The 24,727-nt window shown below is 71.4% G+C and carries 17 protein-coding genes, 1 tRNA gene and 3 pseudogenes; 15 read left to right on the top strand and 6 right to left on the bottom strand.

Annotated features, from left to right (window positions below; genetic code table 11):
• Nucleotides 1-39: 39 nt before the first annotated feature.
• The 3 genes from DEJ47_RS36670 to DEJ47_RS33230 all read right to left on the bottom strand — a co-directional run bounded on the left by DEJ47_RS36670 (nt 40) and on the right by DEJ47_RS33230 (nt 5,906).
• Entirely contained in the window at nt 40-402 is a 363-nt protein-coding gene (locus DEJ47_RS36670; protein WP_190415683.1) for a hypothetical protein, read from the bottom strand.
• A 995-nt stretch (nt 403-1,397) separates the two neighbouring features.
• On the bottom strand, nt 1,398-3,278 hold the full coding sequence (locus DEJ47_RS33225; protein ID WP_150174661.1) for a DUF2264 domain-containing protein: 1,881 nt from the start codon (nt 3,276-3,278) through the stop codon (nt 1,398-1,400).
• 153 nt (nt 3,279-3,431) lie between these two features.
• Entirely contained in the window at nt 3,432-5,906 is a 2,475-nt protein-coding gene (locus tag DEJ47_RS33230) for a polysaccharide lyase 8 family protein (RefSeq protein ID WP_223828586.1), read from the bottom strand.
• 292 nt (nt 5,907-6,198) lie between these two features.
• On the opposite strand from DEJ47_RS33230, the gene DEJ47_RS33235 reads away from it, so the two are divergent.
• The 4 genes from DEJ47_RS33235 (at nt 6,199) to DEJ47_RS33250 (ending at nt 10,797) form a co-directional block, all read left to right on the top strand.
• A complete protein-coding gene (locus DEJ47_RS33235) occupies nt 6,199-7,383 on the top strand; it encodes a Gfo/Idh/MocA family protein (protein WP_150174662.1) in 1,185 nt (394 codons plus the stop codon).
• A 122-nt stretch (nt 7,384-7,505) separates the two neighbouring features.
• Nucleotides 7,506-8,534 carry an L-threonine 3-dehydrogenase gene (gene tdh, locus DEJ47_RS33240; RefSeq protein WP_150176042.1) on the top strand — a complete coding sequence of 343 codons (1,029 nt, stop codon included), beginning with the start codon at nt 7,506-7,508 and terminating at the stop codon, nt 8,532-8,534.
• A 43-nt stretch (nt 8,535-8,577) separates the two neighbouring features.
• Nucleotides 8,578-9,792, top strand: a complete 1,215-nt coding sequence (locus DEJ47_RS33245) for a glycine C-acetyltransferase (protein ID WP_150174665.1) — start codon at nt 8,578-8,580, stop codon at nt 9,790-9,792.
• A gap of 87 nt (nt 9,793-9,879) precedes the next feature.
• Nucleotides 9,880-10,797, top strand: coding sequence for a LysR family transcriptional regulator (locus DEJ47_RS33250; protein ID WP_150174668.1), 918 nt, complete (start codon nt 9,880-9,882; stop codon nt 10,795-10,797).
• Between the two features lie 81 nt (nt 10,798-10,878).
• Here DEJ47_RS33250 and DEJ47_RS33255 read toward each other — a convergent pair.
• A pseudogene (locus DEJ47_RS33255) lies at nt 10,879-11,631 on the bottom strand (SDR family NAD(P)-dependent oxidoreductase); the annotation flags it as partial.
• Between the two features lie 173 nt (nt 11,632-11,804).
• On the opposite strand from DEJ47_RS33255, the gene DEJ47_RS33260 reads away from it, so the two are divergent.
• The 5 genes and pseudogenes from DEJ47_RS33260 to DEJ47_RS33280 all read left to right on the top strand — a co-directional run bounded on the left by DEJ47_RS33260 (nt 11,805) and on the right by DEJ47_RS33280 (nt 14,921).
• Complete coding sequence (locus DEJ47_RS33260) at nt 11,805-12,161, top strand: beta/gamma crystallin domain-containing protein (RefSeq protein WP_150174671.1); 357 nt, start codon at nt 11,805-11,807, stop codon at nt 12,159-12,161.
• Between the two features lie 238 nt (nt 12,162-12,399).
• Nucleotides 12,400-12,777, top strand: a pseudogene (locus DEJ47_RS33265) (sulfonate ABC transporter substrate-binding protein); the annotation flags it as partial.
• A 2-nt stretch (nt 12,778-12,779) separates the two neighbouring features.
• Entirely contained in the window at nt 12,780-13,631 is an 852-nt protein-coding gene (locus DEJ47_RS33270; protein WP_150174674.1) for an ABC transporter ATP-binding protein, read from the top strand.
• 76 nt (nt 13,632-13,707) lie between these two features.
• Complete coding sequence (locus DEJ47_RS33275; protein WP_150174676.1) at nt 13,708-14,277, top strand: helix-turn-helix domain-containing protein; 570 nt, start codon at nt 13,708-13,710, stop codon at nt 14,275-14,277.
• A 224-nt stretch (nt 14,278-14,501) separates the two neighbouring features.
• Nucleotides 14,502-14,921: a GNAT family N-acetyltransferase gene (locus DEJ47_RS33280; protein ID WP_411757268.1), complete on the top strand. Its 420-nt coding sequence runs from the start codon at nt 14,502-14,504 to the stop codon at nt 14,919-14,921.
• Here the strand turns inward: DEJ47_RS33280 and DEJ47_RS33285 are convergent.
• Both DEJ47_RS33285 and DEJ47_RS33290 read right to left on the bottom strand, forming a co-directional pair.
• A pseudogene (locus tag DEJ47_RS33285) lies at nt 14,915-15,641 on the bottom strand (sugar phosphate isomerase/epimerase family protein). The gene DEJ47_RS33280 and the pseudogene DEJ47_RS33285 overlap by 7 nt on opposite strands.
• Nucleotides 15,642-15,814: 173 nt before the next feature.
• Nucleotides 15,815-19,054 carry a ThuA domain-containing protein gene (locus DEJ47_RS33290; RefSeq protein ID WP_398338875.1) on the bottom strand — a complete coding sequence of 1,080 codons (3,240 nt, stop codon included), beginning with the start codon at nt 19,052-19,054 and terminating at the stop codon, nt 15,815-15,817.
• 308 nt (nt 19,055-19,362) lie between these two features.
• On the opposite strand from DEJ47_RS33290, the gene DEJ47_RS33295 reads away from it, so the two are divergent.
• From DEJ47_RS33295 to DEJ47_RS33320, 6 genes are all read left to right on the top strand, one after another.
• Entirely contained in the window at nt 19,363-20,349 is a 987-nt protein-coding gene (locus DEJ47_RS33295; protein ID WP_150174682.1) for an alpha/beta fold hydrolase, read from the top strand.
• 62 nt (nt 20,350-20,411) lie between these two features.
• Complete coding sequence (locus tag DEJ47_RS33300) at nt 20,412-20,786, top strand: MmcQ/YjbR family DNA-binding protein (RefSeq protein ID WP_150174685.1); 375 nt, start codon at nt 20,412-20,414, stop codon at nt 20,784-20,786.
• Nucleotides 20,787-20,819: 33 nt separating this feature from the next.
• Nucleotides 20,820-22,190, top strand: coding sequence for an MFS transporter (locus tag DEJ47_RS33305; protein ID WP_150174688.1), 1,371 nt, complete (start codon nt 20,820-20,822; stop codon nt 22,188-22,190).
• A gap of 177 nt (nt 22,191-22,367) precedes the next feature.
• Nucleotides 22,368-22,441 (top strand) — tRNA-Pro (locus tag DEJ47_RS33310).
• 129 nt (nt 22,442-22,570) lie between these two features.
• Complete coding sequence (locus DEJ47_RS33315) at nt 22,571-23,395, top strand: SDR family oxidoreductase (protein WP_150174690.1); 825 nt, start codon at nt 22,571-22,573, stop codon at nt 23,393-23,395.
• Complete coding sequence (locus DEJ47_RS33320) at nt 23,392-24,570, top strand: cytochrome P450 family protein (RefSeq protein WP_150174693.1); 1,179 nt, start codon at nt 23,392-23,394, stop codon at nt 24,568-24,570. The genes DEJ47_RS33315 and DEJ47_RS33320 overlap by 4 nt, the downstream gene beginning before the upstream one ends.
• Nucleotides 24,571-24,727 lie beyond the last annotated feature (157 nt).

A 24,727-nucleotide genomic window follows, 5' to 3' on the forward strand; every position in this document is an offset into this window, starting at 1 on the left:
TCATCGTCGGTCCCGGCCGCCGTGCACGGCGGGTGCCGGTCAGTCAGTGGTGCGGCGCCGCCTGTGGGCCGCGACGGCCAGCGCCGTGCCGACCGCGACGGAGGCGCCGCCGGCACCGATCAGCCAGCCGGTGCCGTCGCTGCTCCCGGTCTCGGCGAGGGAGCCGCCCGCGGTGGTCCTGCCGGTGTCATTGCCGGTCGTGCCGGAGTGCTCGGCGGCCGGGTGGACGGCGCTGTCGCCGGTGCCGGGAGTTGGGGGAGTGGCGGGCTGGGTGTGGTCGGTGGCTCTGCCGCCGCCGCTCGTGTCGCCCTTGCCCGGGCGTTCGCCCGCACCGGGCTTGTGCCCGCTTCCGGGCTCGCCGTCTCCGGGCTTCTCGCCGTCCCGCAGGCCTTTCGGGATCAACCGGCTTCTCGGGATCACCCGGCTTCTCGGGGTCTTCGGGCTCCTCGGGATCCCCGGGCTTTTCGGGGTCTCCCGGCTCCCCTCCGCCCTCGGAAGGAGCGATGATCTTCGACCACACCCAGTATTCGTCGTCCGATTGGACCTGCTCGTCGCAGACCCGCGGGCCCATGAAGAAGGCGATGAGCGGTGCGTCCGACGCGGCGCGCATGCGGAGGGGGAAGGTGGTCCGGCCCGTCGGCAACGGGAATTCCAGCAGCAGTTCGAGGTCGTAGTCGCCGAGGTCCGGGGGGCTGTAGACCCTTGCGTCGCGCCAGGCGCCGTCGACCTGTATCTGGACGCGGAGATCGTCCCCGTACAAGCGGAGGCCGGAGGCTTCGGTGTTGACGGCCATGTCGAGGTCCCAGAGGTTCCCTTCGTCGTGGGGGTTGTCGACGACGATGGTGAAGTTCGACCAGTCGTCGCCCCCGATGAGGGCGTCCGGGACGCCTTCCAGCTTGACGTCAGGGGGCGCGGGCGCGCGCGTCTCGGAGGCGTGAGCTGCCGACTCCTCCTGTGGGCTGTGGTCGGGCGCAGGCATGGCGGCGTCGGGGCCCTCGGCAGGGGCTTTTGTCGTGCCCGGCTCGGAGGCGTGAGGCGTCGGCTCCTCCTCCGGGCTGCGGTCGGGCGCCGGCACGGCCGGGCCGAGGGCTTCGCCCGCTGCCGCAGGCGTGGCCCCGAACAGCGCCGGAGCCATCGCGGCGACGGTGGCCATCGCGGTCAGATGCTTCAGTTTCACTACGTCATCCCTCATGCGGTGTCGTGTGGTGCCGCGCCACCAGCCTCGAAGTCCGGCGCAGTACTGAGTAGACGTGTCCGACTAATGCATTCATAAGCGGCATCTATGAGTGTGTCGAGGGAAGTGCCGCACGAAGAAGTGCCGATACCGGGCCACGGGGGCAGCTTCACGTGAGTCCGCGACCGAGGACACACCGACCGTGCTCTTCAAGGGAGGCAGGTCACAGGGTGAGCTCCGTACCGTCGGGAAAGCGGACGCGAACGGTGTCGCCGTCCACGGCACAGGTGATGGATTCCCGTAGCGCGCTCGGGTCGACCGTGTCCTGGGAGAGTGTGATCAGGGTGACGTGGACGCTGTCGCCGCCCGGGTGGGACGTGGCGGTCAGGAACGGTGTCGCGGAGTGCGGGCCGTACGCGTTGGACGCCACCTCGCGGGCGGTGCCCGCCTCATCGTCCCAGCCGTGCAGAGCGACGACCGCGCTGGTCAGGCCCGTCGTCGTACGAGCGAGTGCCCAGCCGGGGCCGCACTCGGTGTGCGGCTGGGCGTCGTCCGCCACGGCGTGGCCGCCCTCGCGGACGGTCGCTCCTGTCGGCGCCGTCACGCGATGCACCCGGATCTCCCACGGGCCGTGCAGCGCGCTGGTCGTCTCGATGGGATACGTCTCGTCAGCGCCCGGATACCGGGCGTCGTGGCGGGAGGCGGCGACGCGGCCCGCGCAGCCCAGCGGGTGGATGCGCAGGCGCCGCGAGGGCGTGCCGTCGGGCGTGAGGAGTGCCAGGTGGCCGTCGACGGCGCGGCCCCACGCGCGTGGGGCAGTCTCCGGGGCGGTCGCGGTGGAGTACGCGAACTTGGCGTAGTGCGGGTCGTCCTGGGCGGGGCCCTCAAGAGGGTTGTGGTCGCTGCCGTGGTTGATCAGGCGGACGATGCCGTCGTGCCGGGTGCCGTGCAGCAGCCAGCCGGGCTGAGGGAGCGCCGTGTACTGGTCGGACTCCTCCACGGGAAGCGGTACTTCGCGCTCCGTCCACACCGGATGGTCGGCGGGGAGCAGCAGGCCCAGAAATCCCTTGCTCGCCCAGTAAGGGGAGGCGGGCCCCGAGTAGGCCTGCGTGGCGGGCAGGAACGTCCCGTACCAGCCGAGCGGCAGAAGCCCCCGCTCGTCGGGCACGCCGCGCTCCACGAAGTGCCGTGCCGTGCCGGAGGCGAGGCGCCGCGTGAGACCGGGCGCCAGCGGAGTGCACTCGGCCAGAGCGCCCATCCACACGGGCGCGGCAGCGGCGAAGCGGTACGTCAGGGAGCGCCCCTGGTGGACGGGCGCGCCGTCACCCCCGAAGAAGTGCGGGTAGGTCCGCAGGAACTGTCCGAGGCGCTCCCGGTAGACAGTGGCCCGGCCGCCGTCGTTCCCGCCGGTCATCCGGGCCCACAGCAGCGGGTAGAGGTGCATGGCCCACCCGATGTAGTAGTCGAAGTTGCGCCCGTCGCCGTCGCTGTACCAGCCGTCGCCGCGGTACCAGTCCTCGATGCGGTCCAGGCCGCCGTCGACGTCCGCCTGGCTGTAGGGGGCGCCCACCGACGCGAGGAACTGTTCCGACACCACTTGGAACAGCCGCCAGTTGTTGTCCCAGGTCTTCCCGCCGACGAACCCGGAGAACCAGTCGACGATCCGCTCCTGGACCCCCGCGTCGAGCTTGTCCCAGATCCAGGGGCGGGTCTCGTGCAGCCCGATCGCGATGGAGGCGGCCTCCACCATCTGCTGGGAGCAGTCGGTGAGTTCCGGCCAGGCCTCGCCGCTGTTCCGGTCCGTGCCCGTTGTCAGACCCCGCGCGTAGCGTTCCACGAGACGGGGGTCCGCCTCGCCGCCCGCTCCCGCGATCCGAAAGGCGGCGAGGAGAAATGACCGCGCAAACCCTTCGAGCCCGTCCGACACGACCCCCGACCAACTGTGCCGCCCCGGCAGCCGATACTGCGCCAAGCCCGGCGTGGCGTAAGGGACAAGGGCCTCCAACTGCCGATCGGCGAGGGCTTCCCAGTGGGCACGGGTCCATCCGGTGAGCGGGGAGAGGACGCGATCGCTGGGCGGAAGGGCGAGGTACGGGGCGGGCATGGGGTTCGTGACTCCTGGGGAGAACGGGGGTGTGACTCCTGGGGGAGGACGGGGGATGCTTTCAGGGGCACGGGGACTGCGCGACCGGCCACGACGCGCCCGCGGACGAAGATCTGGACCTTCCGCCGTCACCTCCCTCCGCCGACCACCCCCTCACCGCAGCTCAGCACCATGCGTGTGCCCGCGAGAACCCCCCACCCGCACGGTGAGACCACCCCGCCTCCCCGCCCGGACGCTCACCGAGTCATCCGCCCGGACCACCCCCCGTACAGGAAACGGAAGCTCGACGTCGACCGTCGACTCCGTCCGGCCGGGATCGGCGACAGCGACCGACACGCCGCCACCCCGCTGACCGCGCCGGACGAGCACCGTGCACGGCCCGGACACCGCAAGGCCACCGACCCGCCCCGGTCGCCAGAAGTGCGCGGCGAGGAGCCCGGCCCGCCGTGCCTCCACCGCCTGGACGCCCGCGTCGTTGGCGACGACCCGCACGGGCGAGGACCGCGCCCAGACCGCCGTCGCGGCGCCGCTCGCACCGGGCAGCAGGACATACGCGTAGGACGCGTCCGTCGGCGACACCCCGTGGTCCAGCCAGAGGGTGAGATAGCGGCGCGTCACGGGCGACGCGCCGCCCCCCGTATCGGCACCCGTGTTGATGTCCCGCCACGCGCCGACGCGCATCTCGCGCAGACCGCGCAGGCCCGCGTCGTCCGCACGGCCGGGGTACCGGGGGAAGACGTAGCCCCCGGTCCCGGACAAGTGCGCCCACCGGGCGTCACCGAGCCGCGCCGACCACCCGTCGTGTCCCGGTTGCTCCCGCCCGTCCACGGTCAGCCGCCGCGTCGGCCCGGCACCGTAAAGGTTGCGGTTGTCGACGACGGTCTCGATCGTGCGGCCGTCGCTCGCGGTGATGCCCGCGCCGAGCGCGACGACGACGTTGTCCAGGCAGAACCACGCCTTGCGGGCCCGCAGCGTGCTGCCGTCGGCGAGGAGTTCCATGGCCGCCGCGCCGTGACGCGCGTCCAGGACGGCGCCGCCCGCGACCGCGTTCTTCGGGCGGTACGTCCCCGTGCCGGCGCCCGACCCGATGTCGGCGCGGGCCCGCGTGTCGACCGTCGTGCCCGGCAGCCGGTACGGATCGACGGTCGCCCAGAAGCCGTCCCCGAACCGGCCGAGGTCGTCGCCGTCGTACAGATAGGTCATGCCGTCGCCCGTGTACCAGCCGTGCAGGTTCTCGCCGTTGCCCGCCTCGTACGCGGCGATGCGCCGGGAGGAGAGCGACAGGGCGAGGGCCCAGCCGGGGCGGCGGTGCACGACCCGGTCCATGTCCGCGAAGACGAAGTGCCCGGTGAGCCGGTCGCCCGCCGGGACCGACGGGTCGTCGAGAACGGCCTTGGCGCGGGCCAGCGCCGGGATGCCCACGAGACCCAGGTAGGGCGTGTTCTCATTGCGCCGTATCCAGCCCTTGGCCATGGCCCGCCAGCGGCGCGCGCGGTCCGCGGGGGCGCCGGAGGCCAGTTGGAGGATGTGCGAGAGCGTCGCCGCGCCGTCGTTGTGGTCCCGGGCCTTCTCCCGGGAGATCGCCCGGCCGCGCACCGAGTCCATCATCAGCCCGTCGAACACCACGGGCGCGAACGTCCGGTCCACCGCGTCGTACAGCACGGACGTCGCCGGGTCGGTGACCGTCCACGGGGAGTCCGCGAGCAGCGCGATGAGCTGACCGGTGCTGCCGAGCAGGACGCTGCCGTACGTTCCCGTGTACGCCACGGAGCCGTGCTGCACGAACGACCCGTCCTCGTAGAAACCGTCGCCCGAAGTGACGTACTGGAACAGGCTGTTCTTCCCCTTGTCGCGGATGTCGGACAGCCCGTCGCGGGCCAGCGCGACCGTGGCTCCGTCCCGGGCGAGCAGGCCGCGCAGTGCCACGATGACGGCCTTGTCGGCGCGGTTCGCGCCGGTCTCGGACAGGGAGGGCGTGTTGGTGCGCCGGTCGGGGTCGGGGCAGAACCTCGCGACCGTCGCGGTGTACGCGGCGAGGTCGGCGGCGGGGACGTGCGCGCGCAGCAGTACGCAGGTGTCCATCAGCGCGCGCGGTGCGCCGATCTCCCAGAACCACCAGTTTCCGGACTGCGGCCGGCCGGGGTGGTAGCCGGTGGCGTGCAGGAAGCGCAGCGCGTCGAGCAGGGTGCCGAGGGTCTCCGCGCTGCCGCTCAGGGAGGTGCCGGGGGTGGCCCAGGCCGTGGCGAGGGTGCGCAGGCGGGTGTAGCTCTGGCCGAAGTTGCCGGGATCCTTCGCGGGGGAGAGGTCGGCCCACAGCGCGGTCCTGCCCGCCGACCGGTCCAACTGTCGCCACCAGCCGGACGCCTGGGTGTCCAGGGTCTTCTGGGCGGCGGCGAAGTCCGGGTCCGCCGCGTCGAAGTCGCCTCCGGTGAGCTGCTCGGCGGCACGGGCGAGGAGGGTCTCGTAGGGATCGGGAGCTTCGGCGGCGGCCGAGACCGTGGCGCCCCATGCCGCGCCGCCCGCCGCCCACGGGACGACGGCGGATGCCGCCCCCGCCGTCAGGAGCGTGCGGCGGCTGGGCCCGGCGGAACCCATGGGTCCGGAGGAGTCGGAGTCAGGTGCGGGCATGCGAACTCCCAGAGGTGTCGGGGGCACATGAGGCCTTGAGGCACATGAGGCCGTGAGGCGCATGGGGTGAGCCGATCCCGCGACAGCATGTAAGCGGTTGCTGCGACGCGCAAGAGGGTCTGGAGAGTTTCTCCGTTCTTTCTGCTCCGACCCGAAACAACACGCGGGTGGTCCACGGGAACCCCCGTGCCGACGGGGTATTGACCATCGCAGTAAGCGATTACTACGTTGCCACCTGACGGCTGAGAAAAAGCCCCGCCCTCACCCCCTCCGCCCACTCGACAGGAGTTCCGTGACCGACCTCCGTCTCGGCGTTCTCGGCTACGGGCTGCGCGGTTCGCTCGCCCGTACCGCCCACCGACCGGACGCGGGCGCACGCGTCACCGCGCTCGCCGACCACGACGCCACCGCCCGCGCCGAGGCGGCCGTGGCCTTTCCCGGCGCGCTGATATCGAGCGACCACCGCGAGGTCGTCGAAGACCCGGACGTCGACGCGGTCGTGGTCCTCACCCCCGACCACACCCACGCGCGGCTCGCCTGCGAGGCGCTGCGCGCGGGCAAGCCCGTCTTCGTGGAGAAGCCGCTGGGGACGAGCGTCGAGGCCTGCGACGAGATCCTGCGCACAGCGCACGAGACGGGCACGCGGCTGTATGTCGGGCACAACATGCGGCACATGCCCGTGGTCCGCCTGATGCGCGACATCATCGAGCGCGGCGAGATCGGCGCGGTGAAGACGGTCTGGGTGCGGCACTTCGTCGGATACGGCGGCGACTGGTACTTCAAGGACTGGCACGCCGAACGGCGTCACACCACCGGCCTGTTGCTGCAGAAGGCCGCCCACGACATCGACGTCCTGCACTGGCTCGCGGGCGGCTGCACGCGGCAGGTGCAGGCCCTCGGCGACCTCATGGTCTACGGCGACAATCCGCACCGCCGCGAGCCGGGCGAGCCGAAGACCGACGACTGGTGCACCAAGGACGGCCACTGGCCGCCGCACACGCAGCGCGACCTCAATCCCGTCATCGACGTCGAGGACGTCTCCCTGGTCAACATGCGCCTGGACAACGGCGTCCTCGCCGCCTACCAGCAGTGCCACTTCACGCCCGACTACTGGCGCAACTACACCGTCATCGGCGACGCGGGCCGTCTGGAGAACTTCGGGGACGGGCCCGGGGGAGTGGTGAAGGTGTGGAACGCGCGCCGGTCGGGACACCGCGGTGCGGCCGACGCCGAGTACGCGGTGCCGGACGTCCAGGACGAGGGCGGGCACGGCGGCGCGGATCCGCTGCTCGTCGACGAGTTCGTCCGTTTCGTACGGGAGGGAGGGCGAACCGACACGTCGCCCGTCGCGGCGCGGATGGCCGTGGCGGCGGGGGAGCGGGCCACCCAATCGCTGCGGGACGGCGGGACGCCCCGCGAGGTGCCCTCCCCCGACCCGGAGCTGACCGCCTATTTCGAGCGTGGTCAGACCCGCTGAACCCCAGGTCTGAAGGAAAGCTGCGGCGGCGCTTAAGAAATCCTCGATGGACCGGGGCGCCGCCGTAGGGAAGATTCCTGTGTCGTCGGGGGAAGAAGCGACGTACGACGGGAGCCGTGGCGTTGAAGGCGCTGGTCAAGGAGAAGGCAGAGCCGGGTCTCAGCCTCAAGGACGTACCGGAGCCGGTCATCGGCCACGGCGACGTGCTCATCAAGGTGCTCCGCACCGGGATCTGCGGGACGGACCTGCACATCAGGGCGTGGGACGGCTGGGCGCAGCAGGCGATCTCCGCGCCGCTGGTGGTCGGGCACGAGTTCGTCGGCGAGGTCGTCGAGACCGGCCGTGACGTCACCGACATCAAGATCGGCGACCGCGTCAGCGGCGAGGGCCACCTGGTGTGCGGAAAGTGCCGCAACTGTCTGGCCGGACGGCGGCACCTGTGCCGCGCCACGGTCGGCCTCGGGGTCGGCAGGGACGGCGCCTTCGCCGAGTACGTGGCGCTGCCCGCGACGAACGTGTGGGTGCACCGCGTCCCCGTGGACCTCGACGTGGCCGCGATCTTCGACCCGTTCGGCAACGCCGTGCACACGGCCCTGTCGTTCCCGCTCGTCGGCGAGGACGTGCTGATCACGGGCGCCGGTCCGATCGGGCTCATGGCGGCGGCCGTCGCCCGGCACGCGGGGGCCCGCAACGTCGTGGTCACCGACGTCAGCGAGGAGCGCCTGGCGCTGGCCCGCAAGGTCGGCGTCAGCCTCGCCCTCAACGTCGCGGACTCGACGATCGCCGACGGACAGCGCGAGCTCGGCCTGCGCGAGGGCTTCGACATCGGCCTGGAGATGTCCGGCAACCCGCGCGCGATGCGCGACATGGTCGCCAACATGACCCACGGCGGCAAGATCGCCATGCTCGGCCTGCCCGCCGAGGAGTTCTCCGTCGACTGGTCGCGGATCGTCACCTCGATGATCACCATCAAGGGCATCTACGGCCGCGAGATGTTCGAGACCTGGTACGCGATGTCGGTGCTGCTCGAAGGCGGCCTCGACCTGGCCCCCGTCATCACCGGACGGTACGGCCACCGCGACTTCGAGGCCGCGTTCGACGACGCGGCGAGCGGTCGCGGCGGCAAGGTCATCCTCGACTGGACCGCCTGACCACCGTCCCCCGCCCCTCCCTCGCACTCCCGAAGGAATCCGCATGTTCGACTCCGTACGCGAAGACCTCCAGGCCACCCTCGACGAGATCCGTGCCGCCGGTCTGCACAAGCCCGAGCGCGTGATCGGCACCCCGCAGTCCGCGACCGTGGCCGTGACCTCGGGCGGCCGTCCCGGCGAGGTCCTGAACTTCTGCGCGAACAACTACCTCGGCCTCGCCGACCACCCCGACGTCGTCGCCGCCGCCCACGAGGCGCTCGACCGCTGGGGCTACGGCATGGCCTCCGTCCGCTTCATCTGCGGCACGCAGGAGGTCCACAAGGAGCTCGAGGCACGTCTGTCCGCGTTCCTCGGCCAGGAGGACACGATCCTCTACTCCTCCTGCTTCGACGCGAACGGAGGCGTCTTCGAGACGCTGCTCGGCGCCGAGGACGCGGTGATCTCCGACGCCCTGAACCACGCCTCGATCATCGACGGCATCCGCCTCTCCAAGGCCCGCCGCTTCCGCTACGCCAACCGCGACATGGCGGACCTGGAGCAGCAGCTGAAGGAGGCCTCCGAGGGCGGCGCCCGCCGCAAGCTGATCGTCACCGACGGCGTCTTCTCCATGGACGGCTACGTCGCGCCGCTCCAGGAGATCTGCGACCTCGCCGACCGCTACGACGCGATGGTCATGGTCGACGACTCGCACGCCGTCGGCTTCGTCGGCCCCGGCGGCCGCGGCACGCCCGAGCTGCACGGCGTCATGGACCGCGTCGACATCATCACCGGCACGCTGGGCAAGGCCCTCGGCGGTGCCTCCGGCGGCTACGTCGCCGCACGCGCCGAGATCGTCGCCCTGCTGCGCCAGCGCTCGCGCCCCTACCTCTTCTCGAACACCCTCGCCCCGGTGATCGCCGCGGCCTCCCTGAAGGTCCTCGACCTCCTGGAGTCCGCCGGTGACCTGCGTGAACACCTCGCCGCCAACACGGCCCTGTTCCGCTCGCGGATGACGGACGAGGGCTTCGACATCCTGCCCGGAGACCACGCCATCGCGCCGGTCATGATCGGTGACGCGGCGAAGGCGGCCCGCATGGCCGAGCTGCTCCTGGAGCGCGGCGTCTACGTGATCGGCTTCTCCTACCCGGTCGTCCCCCAGGGCAAGGCCCGCATCCGTGTCCAGCTCTCCGCCGCGCACTCCACGGAGGACGTGAACCGCGCGGTCGACGCGTTCGTCGCCGCGCGGGCGGAGCTGGAGCGGGAGTCCGCGCAGGGCTGATACGCCGACGCAGCTGAGACCCGTGCCCCAGGTCCCCTCCCAGGGCCCGCGGTGCACGGGTGGCAGTCGGTTTGGGAGAATCGCCGCATGATCGAAGCGCGGCGGCTGCACATCCTCCGTGCGGTGGCCGACCACCGCACGGTCACCGCAGCTGCCGCCGCGCTGTATCTCACGCCGTCCGCGGTGTCGCAGCAGCTCACCGCCCTGGAGCAGGAGACCGGGCACCGGCTCGTCGAGCGGTCGGCGCGGGGTGTGCGGCTCACCGCGGCCGGGGAGATCCTGCTCACGCACACCAACGCGGTGCTGGCCCAGCTGGAGCGTGCCGAGGCCGAGCTCGCCGCGTACAGCTCCGGCGAGGCGGGGACCGTGACCGTCGCCGCCTTCGCCACCGGCATCGGCCTGGTCGTCGCCCCCGCCTTGGCCCGGCTCGCGGACTCCGCCCCCGGCATCCGGGTCCGCGTGCAGGACGCGGAGGGCGACGCGAGCCTGCCGATGGTCCTGGACCGGCAGGTCGACGTGGCCGTCGCCGTCGAGTACCGCGGCGCGCCGGGCGCGGACGACCCGAGACTCACCCGCGTACCCCTCTACGCCGAGCCCTTCGACGCGGTGCTCCCGCTGGGCCACCGGTTCGCGGACACGGAACGGGTGGCCCTGGCCGAGCTCGCCAAGGACGCGTGGATCGGCCCCTTCGCCGGCAACCCCTGCCACGACGTGGTCGTCCTCGCCTGCGAACAGGCCGGATTCCAGCCCCTGTTGGAACATTGGTCGGACGACTTCCGGGCAGTTGTCGCACTCGCCTCGGCAGGCGCGGGAGTCGCCCTCGTACCGCGCTCGGCGCTGCGCGGCATGGACGTGTCGGGTGCGGTGGTGCGCCCGGTCGAGGGCGTGGCTCCCACACGCCGGGTGTTCGCGGCGGTGCGGTGCGGCGCGGAGGACCATCCGCTGATCCGCCCCGTGCTGGAGGAACTGGGTGGGGCGGCGGCCCGCTCCGTCACACCGTCTTGACGGAGTTGCCGTCGATGACGTGGTCCGCCCCGTGACGCTCGCGGCGAGCGGTGACCCCAAGTAGGTCACGAGCGCGGCGACTTCGGCGGGCTCGACGAGTCTCCCCGTGACCATGCCCGCCGTGTCGGGCAGGCCGTCCAGGAGCTGGGCACGGGGGACTCCCAGGGACGCGGCGAGCTGGGCCCCGTACCCGTCCGGGCTCTCCCACATCGCCGTGCGGACGGGACCCGGGGAGACCGTGTTGACCCGCACACCCCGGGGCCCCACTTCCTCGGCCAGGGCCTTGCCGAAGGCGGTCAGGGCCGCTTTCGCGGCGCTGTACGCGATCGGTCCGGCGTGCGGGGTGAGGGCGCTCGTGGACGAGACGTTGACGATCGCACCCCCGGCCTCCGCCTCGGTGAGGAGGGGCAGCGCGGCCCGTGTGGTGCGGACCGAGGCGAAGAAGTTCACGTCGAAGGCGTCCGACCACTGCTGGTCGGTGACATGGAGGAAGCCACCCGTCCAGTTGGCGTCCGCGTCCCCGCCGCCCACGTTGTTGACGAGCAGGTCGAGCCCGCCCAGCTCGGACCGGACCCGGTCCACGAGACGGGCGGGCCCGTCGGCCGCGGTGAGGTCCACGGCGACCGCCGCGGCGTCCGTGGCGCCGAGCTCCGGCGTGATCGTGCGGGCTGCCCCCACGACCCGTACGCCTTCGTCGAGCAGCGCGTTCACGGTGGCGAGACCGATGCCTCGGCTCGCTCCGGTCACGAGTGCGGTCTTTCCGCTCAGCCGCAGATCCATGCGAGTCCCACTTTCTCCGTCCGCTCTGCCCGAAATCTTGGCCCTTACGGGCATCAAATCGCCCGTATGGCGTTGATCAGGACATTGGACGATACGTTTCGGCCGTGCGCCTTTTCAAAGATTGCCATGTACAGGCTTCCTGCACGATCGTCATCGTGCAAGCGCAAAACGTCTCCCGGAAATGGTCGCCAAATGGCCACGTACGGGCCCGAAATCAGGGAGTACTTGTGCTGTCGAAAACCAAGCGGGTCGCCCGCTCCGCGACCGTGGCGATCGCCGCGGCCGCCGCATTCACCGTGGTGATGCCCAGTGGCAACGCCTTCGCCATCGACCACGTCGAATGCCGTGGCGGCGAGAATTTCCTGAAGATCTGGTCGCACAGCGGCGACGGCCGCTCGAGCGTGGACTGCTACGCCAACAAGGGCCGCACCGGCTTCGGCAACTGGTGGGTCGACCGCATCTCCACGGGCAACAACGACCTGATCTACTACGACGCCAATGGCGACTCCGTGCGCATCAACCGATGGACCGACATCACCTTCCCGCACCGTCCGCCGAAGGTGAAGGACATCGAAATCCTCTGACGAGTCACATGCTCCGGTAAACAGGTTCCAAAACGGGAGTCAATGACTGGCAAGTCAATGGTGAGCCGATGGTCATATCCGCACCATGACCATTCGGTATAAGCCGGCCACGCCTTTTCTGGCGTGGCCGGTTTCACGTGTTATTGCAATACGCCGCCTTTTCCCGGCCGCCGACGGCGCGGGCCCCGCCCCGCACGTACGGCGTCGGTTCGGCCGTCATGAGCTCGCCGGTGTGACGTTCTCCGGACATGGCCTGAACTTCTACTCCAACGGCCTCATCGCGGGCAGCGAGACGCTCCAGGGCAGGGGTGATCTGGCGAAGCGGATGACCGCGGCGGTCAGCGAGGCGTGGGCGGCGGCCGAGAAACAACCGGGCCCGGCGGTCGCGGCGATGGAGGGCGCCTCCGAACAACTCCCGCCCCAGGACGTCCTGTCGGAACAGTTCAAGACCACGCTCACGCTGCTGCACACCGACGCCACCGAGGGCAAGGCGCCCGGGGCCAACACCGAAGCGGACTGGAGGCGGACCATCGAGGTGTTCTCCGAGGCGGGACTGGTCAAGAACCCCAAGTCCGTGACGGATTACTGGGATGCGGCCAAGGGGATCAAGGGGTGACCATGCCCGACGACGCGACGTTCAGCAAGCGCGATGCACGTACGGGGACGGACGCGGAAGGGGCGGCGGGCATGGGCACGGCCGCGCCCGCCGTGCGGATCGGCGACGTCGCCGTGCGATTTCGCACGAAGAAGAAGGACGTCACCGCGTTGCGCGACGTTTCCCTCGACATCGGCGCCGGCGAGTTCGTGGCGATCGTCGGCCCCTCGGGCTGCGGAAAGTCGACCCTGCTCAAACTCGTCGCCGGACTTCTCGCACCCTCCCCGGGCGGGGTGCTCCTGGGCGGCGAGCGGGTGCGGGGCCCGCGCCCCGACATCGGGTACGTGTTCCAGCGCGCCGCCCTGCTCGACTGGCGCTCGGCGCGCCGCAACATCCTCCTCCAGGCTGAGATGCGCAGTGTCCCCGCCGGACGGGCACGCGCGCGTGCCGACGATCTGATCCGCATGACCGGTCTCGACGGCTTCGAGGACGCGTACCCGCACGAGCTGTCCGGCGGCATGCAGCAGCGGGTGGCGCTGTGCCGTGCGCTGCTGCACGAGCCGCCCGTGCTGCTCATGGACGAACCGTTCGGCGCGCTCGACGCGTTGACGCGGGAGCAGCTGAACGTCGAACTGAACCGCATCTGGCGCGAGACCCGCACCACGGTGCTCCTGGTGACGCACTCCATCGCCGAGGCGGTGTACCTGGCGGACCGCGTCGTGGTGATGAGTCCGCGTCCGGGCACGGTGACGGAGGTCATCGAGGTCGGCCTGCCGCCGGAGCGCGGGTACGCGGAGACTCTCGCCTCGTCGGCGTTCCGCGAGGCGACCGGGCGGGTCAGGGAGCTGCTGGGGGCGGTCTCGGCGCACGACTGAGCCGCGTCGCCGGTGTTCGGCGTGCGGGACCTGACCGACCTTGTCGTCGTCCCGTATTCGGGATAGCGTCCCGGATATGGAACACGATGAAGAGGGGGTCGATGCGCGCCTCGCCGCCCGGCTCTCCGAGCTGCGCGCCGAACGCGGCTGGTCCCTCGGCGAGCTGGCCGAGCTCAGCGGGATCTCCCGCTCCACCCTGTCGCGCGCGGAGCGCGCCGAGATCAGCCCCACCGCGGCCCTCCTGAACCGCCTCTGCGCGGTCTACGAACGCACCATGTCGCAGCTCCTCAGCGAAGTGGAGGCGGAGCCCGCGCAGGTGGTGCGCGCCGTCGACCAGGCGGTCTGGGCGGACGACGAGGCGGGCTTCATGCGCTGGGCGGTCTCGCCGCCCCGCACCGGGATGCGCGGCGAACTCGTCGAGGGCAGGCTGCAGCCGGGCGCCGACATCGCCTACGACCGCCCGCCCGTGCCCGGCCTCGAACAGCACATCTGGGTGCTCGAAGGGGCCCTGGAGGTCACGGTCCAGGGCGAGCCGCACACCTTGCGCACCGGCGACTGCCTGCGCTTCCGGCTGTGGGGCGCGTCCCGGTTCCGCTGCGCGGGCGAGGAAGCGGTGCGGTACGCGCTCGTGGTGGTGAAGCCGTGAGCGCGGAGCGGCTCGCCGAGACTCCCGCGGCGGGCACCCCACGCCTCGAACGCCTCACCGCAGCCGGGCTCCGCGCCGCCTCGTGGCCGCTCGGCGACCTGCTGGTCGACACCGTGCGCGGCGGCAGTTCGCTGGGGTTCCTCGCGGACCTCGACCGGTCCGATGCGAGCGACTGGTGGCGGGGGCTCGGGCCGGCGGTCGAGGCGGACCGGATCGCCGTCTGGGTGGCACGGGACGGCGACCGGGACGCTTCACGCGTCACGGGTACCGTCAGCGTCGCCTTCACCGACAAGCCCAACGGGCGCCACCGCGCCGAGATCGCCAAGCTCATGGTGCACCCCGACGCCCGCGGACAGGGCCTCGCCCGCGCCCTCCTGACCGCCGCGGAGCACACGGCGGTACAAGCGGGTGTCACCCTCCTCGTCCTCGACACCGAGACCGGCAGTCCCGCCGAGACCTTCTACCGCGGGGCCGGCTGGACCGAGGCCGGGACCATCCCCGACTACGCGGCGGACCCCTCCGGAACCCTCCACGCGACGACCCTCTTCTACAAGCGTCTCGAAAAGCGCGTCGAAGAACATCCCGGAACAGCGGCTCGGCGCCGGACGACCGACGCCGAGCCGCAGACGGCGGCGGGTCAGTAGCGCAGCGCCGCCAGGTACGCGTAACTGTTCCGCGCCGTCGCGAACGGGTCCGAGGGGGAGTCGTGCTCGACCAGCCACTGCCTGACGCCCCCCACGCGCGTGGGCGAACATCGCGGCGAAGTCGAGCGACCCCGAGCCGACGTCGGCGAACCCGCCGTCCGGCGCCATGTCTTTCACGTGCAGCGCGGGAAACCGCCGCGGATGGCGCCGGAAGTACGTCGCCGGATCGGCGCCGCCCTTGACGGCCCAGTACACGTCCAGCTCGAACCCGACGAGATCGGGGTCGGTCTCGTCGACCAGGACGTCGTACAGGTTCGTGCCGTCGACCACCACGTGGTCCGAACCGTGGTTGTGGAACAGCACGGGCCCGAGCCCCGCCGCGCGCGAGGCGCGCCCGATCCTGTTGAACTGCCGCGCCGCCTCCCGGAACCCCTCCGGCGTGTGCAGCGCGCCGGGCAGACTCGGCACCACCGGCCACTTGGCGCCCAAGGTGTGCAGGTCGTCGAGCGCCTGCGGCAGCCCGGCGCCGGTGAGCGTGGGATACGCGACGTGCTCCAGGACCGCCCGCAGCCCGACGGTGTCGAGCATCCGCCGGATGGCAGCGGCGTCGTACCCGTGGCGGCCGCTCACCCCCACGGTCGCGTAACCGATGCCGGAGAGCCGCTCCAGGGTTCCCGCGAAGTCCCGCGCCAGCGCGTCGCGCATCGTGTACAGGTGCATGCCGATGCCGCCGCGCGGGATACGCCGCTTGTGCCCCCGCTCCGCCGCCCGCGCGGGCAGCGTCCCACCAGCCCCTGCCGCCAGCCCCAGCGACGTGCCGACGCACGTACGGAGAAAGGCCCGTCTGGCGCCGTCGACGGAACGTGCGCCCGAACACCTGGTCATGGTCGCCCTCACTTCGCCGTGATCCGGACGGCGCCGGCCCTCTTCTCGATCCCGGGGCCGTTGAAGTGCAGCCAGTCGACCGTGAGCAGGTCGGCCTTGTCGGGCGACCACTCCGGGTTGGTGAAAACGGCGTACACCGTCGTCGTCCCGTCGTGGGGGGCCAGTTCGGTGGTCGGCGAGATGAGATGGCCCCAGCCGCCCGTGCTCGGCACGGTCACCTTGCCGAGCAGTTCGCCCGTGGGGGATCCGGCGCGGAACTCGACGTCACCGCCGAGACCGCCCGAGGCGGCGCCCACCGTCACGGAGTCGACGCCCTGGAGGTGCACCGGGTCGAAGGAGACCCAGTCCCCGTCCTCGATCTCGATGAGCCGCTTCCCGCCGGACGCGTCCGCGCGGTCGCCGATGTCGGCCCCGCCGTGCGCGCCGCCGGTGGCGGTCCGGTGCTCGGCCTCACGGAACGACGTCCGCAGCGTCAGCGAAGCCGACCCCGTCAGCGCGGGAACCCCGCTCGCGCCCTTGTCCTCGTACTGCGCCGTGATGCCGTAGTACAGGTTCTGCCCCGGGCCGTGACTGTCGCCCGCGTCCGTCACGATCTCGCCCGCGCAGCCGGTGTAGTTGTCCAGCGGATGCAGATGTGTGTCGTGGCCCAGCTGGGACTGCACGACGACCCGCGAGCAGTCGATCCGCCTGTCCTCGCGGTCCGTCACCTTGACCTTGAACGGGATGGTGTCCCCGAAGCTGAACGTCCCGCCGTCCGGCGGCTGCTGGATCGTCACCTGGGGCCGCGTGTTGCCGACCGTGATGTCCCGCACCGCGAGACTGCTCAGCCCCTTCGGCCCGGTCACCTTCAGGCGGGCCGTGAACTGCCCCTTGCGCGTGTACGTGTGCGTCGGGTTCGCCTCGGCCGAGTCGGTCGTGCCGTCGCCGTCGAAGTCCCAGGCGTACGTGACCGGCGTACCGTCCGGAAGCCCCGACCCCGCACTGGAGAACTTCACGGTCAGGGGGGTGCTGCCGCTGTCCGGCGTGGCGCCGGCCCGGGCGTCCGGGAGGCGGCCGTCCGCCACGTAGTCGATGCGGTGGATGCCCGACCCCTCGTTGCTGCCGCCGCGGCCCGTGCCGCTGCCGAGCCCGAAGTCGATCACATACAGAGCCCCGTCGGGACCGAAGTCGGCATCGAAGGGCTGGTTCCATTTCATGTCGGAGAAGACGGAGTTGATCGACTGCAGATCGCCCGCCTTCACCGGCGGGAATCGCGGATCGGCGAACGACTGGTCCTTCTCCTGGATCGAGAAGGCCTTGAACCACTGCCGGGTCAGCTCGTAGGTGAGCCACTTGCCCTCGAAGTACTCGGGGAACTTCGTCTTGTACGTGTTCGCCGGGTCGTAGTCGTACACGGGACCGCTCATCGGCCCGCCGCCGCCCGTGCCGAGCTCGGGGAACTCCTTCGACTCGAAGTATGCGTACCACACGTCGGCCGGTCGGGCGGGCGGCAGCTCGCGCAGCCCGGTGTTGTTCGGCGAGTCGTTCACGAGCCTCGCGCAGTCGAACTTGCCCTTCGGCGTCTTCGTCCCGAAGTCGTAGTCGTTGAACGGCGTGTTGTTCCCGACGCAGTACGGCCACCCGTAGTTCCCGGCCCTGGTGATCCGGTCGAACTCGACCGTCCCCTCGGGCCCGCGGTCCGCCACCGCCTTCTTCGCGTCGGGGCCGTAGTCCGCGATCAGCAGCGCTCCGCTGACCGGGTCCGTCGTGATGCGGAACGGGTTGCGCAGCCCCATCGCGTACACCTCGGGCCGCGTCCTGTCCGTCCCGGGCGGGAACAGGTTCCCCGACGGCACGGCGTACGTCCCGTCGTCCTTCGGCGTGATCCGCAGGATCTTGCCGCGCAGATCGTTCGTGTTCCCCGAGGTGCCCTGCGCGTCCCAGGCGCGGCGCCCCTCACGCTCGTCGATGGGCGCGAAACCGTCCGACGCGAACGGATCGGTGTTGTCGCCCGTCGCGACGTACAGGTCACCCTTCTTGTCGAAGGCGATCGACCCCGCCATGTGCGAGTTGGCCTGCCCCTCCCCGCGCCACGTCGGGATCGTGAGCAGCCGCTTCTCCGACGACGCGGCGACCTTCCCGCCCGCCTCGGTGAACCGGGACAGATTGATCCGCTTCTCCGTCTTGTCGGAATGCAGCAGATACAGCCAGTGGTTGTCCTCGAACCCCGGGTCCAGCGCGAGACCGAGCAACCCGTCCGACTGGCTCGTCATCTCCGGCGTGTACGCGAGATCCAGCGCCGTGGAGACCTTCAGCGACTCCTGATCGATGATCTTCAGCTTCCCGGTGCGCTGCACGAAGAACACCCGGCGGTCCGGCGCGACGGCCAGCTCGAACGGGTCGGCGAGGTCGGCGGTGGCCAGCGGAGTGCGCTGGAAGGCACCCGTCCTGCTGGCCGTGCAGTCACCCGGCTTGTCACCGGCCGCCCACTGGATGCCGCCCAGGATGTGCCGGAGGAACCCCTCCTCCTGGAAGGCCGAAGCGGCGTGCCCGCCCGCCGTGTACCAGGAACGGCCGCCGTCGTAGTTCTGGCACCAGGACCACGGGTGGTCGACGCCCTCGTCGAGCCCCGTGATGCCGTCACGGATTTTGATCTGCGCGAGGGTGTGCACCTTCCCCGTGGGATTGACGCGCCAGTTGTACCACTCCTCCTCGCGCTCCCAGAGCTCCGGAAGGCCCTTGGTGGACGGGTGCGCGTGGTCGAGCACCTTGACCCGTCCCTTCTGGACGGCGGGGTGCTTGTCGAAGATGGCCCCGACCAGGCCCTCGTACCAGTCCCAGTCGCGCTCGCTCGCCGACGCCGCGTGCAACCCCACCCAGCCGCCGCCCGCCCGGACGTACTTCTGGAACGCGGCGCGCTGCGTCGCGTCGAGCAGATCGCCCTTCTCGGGCGTGGAGTTGGTGTTGTTGAAGACGACGGCCTGGAACCGGGCCAGGCCCGCGTCGGTGAACACCCCGGCGTCGTCGGTGGCCTCGACCTCGAACCCGTGCTCTGCCCCGAGCTTCTCGATCGCCTCGACGCCTGCCGGGATGGAGTCGTGGGGGTAGTTCGTGACCTTGGAGAAGACCAGGACACGGAAGGCGGGCGCGGCCTCGGCGCGGGGCGGGACCGCGATGCCGAGACCCACGACGAGCGCGAGCAGGGCGACGAAGACGAGCAGGGCTCTGGGCGCGCCTCGCGGCGCTCTCCTCGGAGCCACGGAACTCATGGAACTCATGGCGCTCCCTGGGCTGGGCTGGCTGGGCTGATGGCCGGCTGCCGGTTGCCGGGTGTGCGGTGAGTCGCGTATGCGCGGTACGGAAAGCAGGGTGGATAGAAAGCGCTTTCACAATGCGGGACTCAGGGTAGGTTCCGGTTCCGCGGAGGGTCAATGGGTCGGACGGGCCGCGTGGGTTCCGGCCGAACGAGTCCTGCATGACGTCCCGCGCGCGGGGGAGGCTGGCCGGGAGACGCACTCCGTCGACCATGGACCGCACGGCCATGGACCGTACGCACACGCACCAGGGAGCCCGCGCGATGACCGACCGAGCCGACGACACCACCGCCACCGCCCCGACGCCCGCCTACACCGCGGGACTGCTCAACGCCGCGGACGGCGTGCCCGTGGCCACGTACACCTGGCTGCCGGCCGACGGCAGGCCCCGCGCGTACGTGCAGATCGCGCACGGTGCCGCGGAACACGCCCTGCGCTACGACCGCTTCGCCCGCCACCTGACCGAGCACGGCTACGGAGTGGTCGCCTCCGACCACCGCGGCCACGGCGCCACCGCCCAGGCGACCGGCGGCTACGGCGTGACCTCCGAGACGGCGGGCCCCGACGACGCCGACAGCTGGCGGGCGATCGTCGACGACCTGAAGGCCATCGGCGACCAGGTGCGCACGCTGCACCCCGGCGCCCCGTTCTTCCTCCTGGGACACAGCCTCGGCTCGATGCTCGCGCGGGACTACGCCCAGGAGTACGCCGACGGACTCGCCGGAGTGATCCTCTCCGGTACGTTCCGTTCGCTGCCCGGCGCCGAGATCGAGGGGTCCATCGCCCGCCTGGAACGCGAGGTCGCGGAGAACGGCCGGGCCGCGCGGTCGTCGTACGTCTCCGAACTCTTCGCCTCCTTCAACGACCCCTACGAGCACCGCACCGGGTTCGAGTGGCTCTCGCGGGACGAGGCCGAGGTCGACGCGTACGCCGCCGACGAGCGCTGCGGATTCGCCTTCTCGGCGGGCCTCTCCCTGGACTGGGTGCGCGCCGTACGGAAGATCAACGACCCGCGCAACATCGCGCGCGTCCCCGCCGACCTGCCCGTCCACATCGCCGTCGGCGAGCAGGACCCCTGCAACCAGCGCATGACCCTGGTCCACGAACTCCTGGAGGACTTCCGCTACGCGGGCGCGGAGGACCTCACCTGGAAGGGCTATCCGGACGCCCGCCACGAGATCCTCAACGAGACCAACCGGGACGAGGTCCAGGAGGACTTGACGGCGTGGCTGGACAAGCGGGTGCTCTGACGCGGCCGCCGCCGAGAGGCCTCGAAGGCCGGATGTCAGTGGCGTTGGCTACGGTTCGTCGCATGTCGAAGTCCAGATCCCGTGCCGGCCTCACCTCCGATGACGTGCGCCGCGTCGCGCTCGCCCTGCCGGAGACCGTGGAGAAAATCGCGTGGAGCATGCCCACGTTCCGCGTGGCCGGAAAGATGTTCGTGACGGTTCCCGACGACGAGACGTCGTTCGCCGTCCGCTGCCCGAAGGTCGAGCGCGACGAACTGGTCCTCGCCGAGCCGGACAAGTTCTGGGTCGCCGCGCACGAGGCGGGGTCGGCGTGGGTGCGGGTGCGCCTCGCGGCCCTGGACGCCGACGAGCTCACGGACATCCTGGCCGACTCCTGGCGCCAGGCCGCACCGCCCCGACTCATCGAGCAGCACCCCGAGTTGGGCGTGGTGGCATGATCCCACCGTTGCCGTAGGGAAGGGCGGGGGAGCGTGTCGAAGGGCTCGGAGGATCACTCGGGGACACGAGGGACACGAGGGACACGAGGGACACGAGGGGCACGAGGGGCGGGGGACGGCGGCAACTGGTCCCGTGACTTCGGCCTGTTCTTCGCGGCCCGTGCCGTGGCGAAGCTCGGCGACACGATGCTGCCGGTCGCCCTGGCCGCCGGGCTGCTGAAGCACGGCCATGGAGCCGGTGCGGTCGGCCTCGCGATGGCCGCCACCACCGTGTGCTTCGCGGGCCTCGTGATCTTCGGCGGGGTCTTCGCGGACCGCTTCAGCACGCGCCTGCTGATGATCGGCGCGGACCTCGTCCGGCTCGGCACCCAGTCGCTCGCGGCGGTGTTCTTCTTCACCGGTCATGTCGTCCTCTGGCAGATCTGCGCGATCGGCGCCGTCAACGGCGCGGCTGCCGCCCTGTTCCAGCCGGGCGTCGCCAGTACGGTCCCGCGCCTCGCCGCCGACGTGCAGAAGGCGAACGGCGCGATACGCGTGGCCGAGTCGACCGCGTCCCTCGCGGGTCCGGCCGCCGCCGGAGTCCTGGTCGGCCTGGCGTCGCCGGGCGCCGTCTTCGCCGCGCACGCGGGGACGTACGGAGTCAGCGCCCTCTGTCTCCTCGTCCTGCGACTGCCGCCGGCCCGCCCGGGATCCCAGCCCCACAGCGACGGCTTCCGGGCCGATCTCGTGCAGGGCTGGCGCGAATTCCGGTCCCGTACCTGGCTGTGGGGCGTCATAGCCGTGTTCGGCGTACTGATGATCACCACCACGGGGCCGACCGTGCCGCTGGTGGCGACGCTCGTGGTCAAGGAGCACGGTTCCGGCGCCTACGGCCTGGTGAACTCCGCCCTGGGCGCGGGCACCGTCCTCGGCGGCCTCCTCGCCCTGCGGCTGCGCCCGCGCCGCATGCTCCGCGCCGGGGCGATCGCTCTGGTCGCCTACGCCGCCTTCCCTGCCGCCGTCGGCGCCCAGCTGAGTGTGCCGTGGATGTCGGCGGGCGCGGCGGTCGCGGGCGCGGGGGTCTCCTTCTGGGGCGTGATGTGGGCGACGAGTGTGCAGACGCAGGTCCCCCCGGACGTCCTCAACCGCATCCACGCCTACGACGTCGCGGGCTCCCTCGCCCTGCTGCCCGTGGGCCAGGCCCTCGCCGGTCCCGCGGCGGCGGCCTTCGGCGCGGAGACGGTGCTGCTCACGGGTGGGGTGATGACGGTGGGGGTCTGCGTCGCCCTGCTCGCGATCCCGGCGATCAGCGGCCTGGTCCGGGCGGACGCCGCGATGCTGTCGGGGCGTCCGCCCTCGTCCCGGTCGTTCCCGTCGTCCCGGTCGCGGGCGGCGGGGCGGGCCGGGTCGGACAGCGGCCGGTGATCCGGGTCACAGGGCGCCCCGGCCCTCGCCCCAGTGACCCCGACATGCCGGGGGAGAGGCGGCTCGTTTCCGCCCCTGCCCGCAGCCGACCCGGGAAGGCGTGAGCGATCACCGGTCGGAGTGCGGTATTGTTTCGGTGCGCGTTCGGCCGGGGGAAACCCGAGGTCACACGGGCAACGGGACGTGGCGCAGCTTGGTAGCGCACTTGACTGGGGGTCAAGGGGTCGCAGGTTCAAATCCTGTCGTCCCGACTCGTAGGAGTCGCAGGTCAGGGGCCGTTTCAGAGCAATCTGAAGCGGCCCTCGATCATGTCCGGGGTGTGGTCGGTGCCCGGGAAAATCGCGTGCCGTGTGAAGGGGACGCCCGCCAGGATGAGGACCATGACTGGTGAGACGCCCGTGGGGAACCGGCAGGACGTGGAAGTCGGGGGAGCCGTGGGAGCCGGGGGAGAGCGGGGGCGGCCGCTCGCCCTGGTCACGGGGGCGGGACGGTCGGCGGGGATCGCGGCGTCCGTCGTACTGGATCTGGCGCGGAACGGATGGGACGTCGCCTTCACGTACTGGACTCCGTACGACGCGCGGATGCAGTGGGGCGCGGAGCCCGGTGCGCCCGAGGGATTGCGGGAGCAGGCGGGGTCCCTCGGGGCGAGAACGTTCGCGGTCGAGGCGGACCTGAGCGATCCGGCCGTGCCGGGGCAGCTCTTCGACGGCGTCGAGCGTGAGCTGGGGAACGTCAGCGCGCTGGTGCTCTGCCACTGCGAGTCCGTCGACTCCGGCCTGCTCGACACCACGGTGGAGAGTTTCGACCTGCACTACGCGGTCAACGCGCGGGCGACATGGCTGCTGATCCGGGAGTACGGGCTGCGGTTCCGCGGGACGCACGGCAGTGGCCGCATCGTCAGCCTGACCAGCGATGACACCGCCGGCAATCTGCCGTACGGCGCCAGCAAGGGAGCGATGGACCGGATCACCCTGTCCGCCACGCGGGAACTCGCGCACCTGGGCGTGACCTGCAACGCGATCAACCCCGGACCGACCGACACCGGGTGGATGACCGAGGAACAGAAGACGGACATGATCCGCTTCACGCCTCTGGGACGCCTCGGCGTGCCGCGGGACTGCGCCCACCTCGTCTCGTTCCTCTGCTCCGCCGAGGGCGGATGGATCAACGGCCAGCTCCTCCAGAGCAACGGCGGCATGGCGTGACCGACCCGACGCAGGACCCGCACTTCCCGCACGACCCGTACCCGGCCTACGCGGCGATGCGGTCCGCCTGCCCGGTGCGAGCCGTGCCCGCCGGATCCGGTGGCCGCACCAGCTACCTGATCACCGGCTATGCGGAGGCCCGCGCAGCGCTGGCCGACGCGCGGCTGTCGAAGGACACGGCCGCGTTCTTCGCGGACAAGGGGTCGAGCCGCCGCCTGCACCCGGCGGTGGCGCACACCATGCTGGCCGACGACCCGCCCCGGCACACGCGGCTGCGCGGGCTGGTGACCGCGACGTTCACGACCGGCGCCGTCGGGAAGCTGCGCCCGTTCATCGCACGCACCACGGACGACCTGCTGGACCAGTGGCCGTCGGGCGAGGAGTGCGACCTCGTGGCGGGCCTCGCGGTGCCGCTGCCGGTCATGGTGATCTGCGAACTGCTCGGCGTCCCGCAGGCCGACCGGCCCGATGTCCGGCGGTGGTCGGCGGAGCTGTTCGCGGCTGGGGCACCGGACGTCATCGACGCGGCGTCCCACGCGATGGCCGACTACATGACGGACCTGATCGCCGCCAAACGCCGGGCCCCAGGCGACTCGCTCCTCGACCGGCTCATCGCGGCCCGCGACGGAAACGACCGCCTGAGCGAGGGAGAACTGCTCTCCCTCGCGGTGCTGTTGCTCGTCGCCGGACACGAGACGACCACGAACTTCCTGGGCAACGCCGTCCTGGCACTCCTCCAGCACCCGGCCGAGCTGACCCGCCTCCGAAAGAACCCGGAGGCGATCCCCGGCGCGCTGGACGAGCTGCTGCGCTTCGACTCTCCGGTGAGCACGGCCACGTTCAGGTTCACCAAGGAAGCGGTCACGCTCGGCGGCACCGACATCCCGGCGGGCGTCCCGGTCCTGGTCGCGCTCGGAGCGGCGAACCGCGACCCGGCCCGCTTCCCCGCACCGGACTCGCTCGATCTGAACCGAGACGCTTCCGCGCACCTCGGCTTCGGTCACGGCATCCACCGCTGCGTCGGCGCTCCCCTCGCCAAGGCCGAGGCGGAGATCGCCCTGCGTGCGCTGCTCACGCGCTTCCCCGCGCTCCGGCTCGCCGTCCCGCACAACCACCTGACCTGGCGACACACCCGCCTCGTACGCGGCCTCGCGGCGCTGCCGGTCCTGACATGACCACGCCGCGTCACCGACGCGCGCATCCCCTCAAGAGGCGCGAGCCCACCCCCCCCGGCCCTGAACTCACCGTGACGCCTGGCTCCGCGCCATACCCTTACCCCGTAACCAGGTCCGCCGATGTGGCGAGCGGGTGAGGTGTTGGGACAATGAGGGA

The organism is Streptomyces venezuelae (assembly GCF_008642355.1).
Taxonomy (GTDB): Bacteria; Actinomycetota; Actinomycetes; order Streptomycetales; family Streptomycetaceae; genus Streptomyces; species Streptomyces venezuelae_B.

Excerpts from the sequence above, each read along its gene's own strand:
- DEJ47_RS33225 (WP_150174661.1), bottom strand. The coding sequence starts at position 3,278 with ATGCCCGCCCCGTACCTCGCCCTTCCGCCCAGCGATCGCGTCCTCTCC.
- DEJ47_RS33230 (WP_223828586.1), bottom strand. The coding sequence starts at position 5,906 with ATGCCCGCACCTGACTCCGACTCCTCCGGACCCATGGGTTCCGCCGGG.
- DEJ47_RS33245 (WP_150174665.1), top strand. The coding sequence starts at position 8,578 with ATGTTCGACTCCGTACGCGAAGACCTCCAGGCCACCCTCGACGAGATC.
- DEJ47_RS33250 (WP_150174668.1), top strand. The coding sequence starts at position 9,880 with ATGATCGAAGCGCGGCGGCTGCACATCCTCCGTGCGGTGGCCGACCAC.
- DEJ47_RS33270 (WP_150174674.1), top strand. The coding sequence starts at position 12,780 with ATGCCCGACGACGCGACGTTCAGCAAGCGCGATGCACGTACGGGGACG.
- DEJ47_RS33275 (WP_150174676.1), top strand. The coding sequence starts at position 13,708 with ATGGAACACGATGAAGAGGGGGTCGATGCGCGCCTCGCCGCCCGGCTC.
- DEJ47_RS33290 (WP_398338875.1), bottom strand. The coding sequence starts at position 19,054 with ATGAGTTCCGTGGCTCCGAGGAGAGCGCCGCGAGGCGCGCCCAGAGCC.
- DEJ47_RS33295 (WP_150174682.1), top strand. The coding sequence starts at position 19,363 with ATGACCGACCGAGCCGACGACACCACCGCCACCGCCCCGACGCCCGCC.
- DEJ47_RS33300 (WP_150174685.1), top strand. The coding sequence starts at position 20,412 with ATGTCGAAGTCCAGATCCCGTGCCGGCCTCACCTCCGATGACGTGCGC.
- DEJ47_RS33315 (WP_150174690.1), top strand. The coding sequence starts at position 22,571 with ATGACTGGTGAGACGCCCGTGGGGAACCGGCAGGACGTGGAAGTCGGG.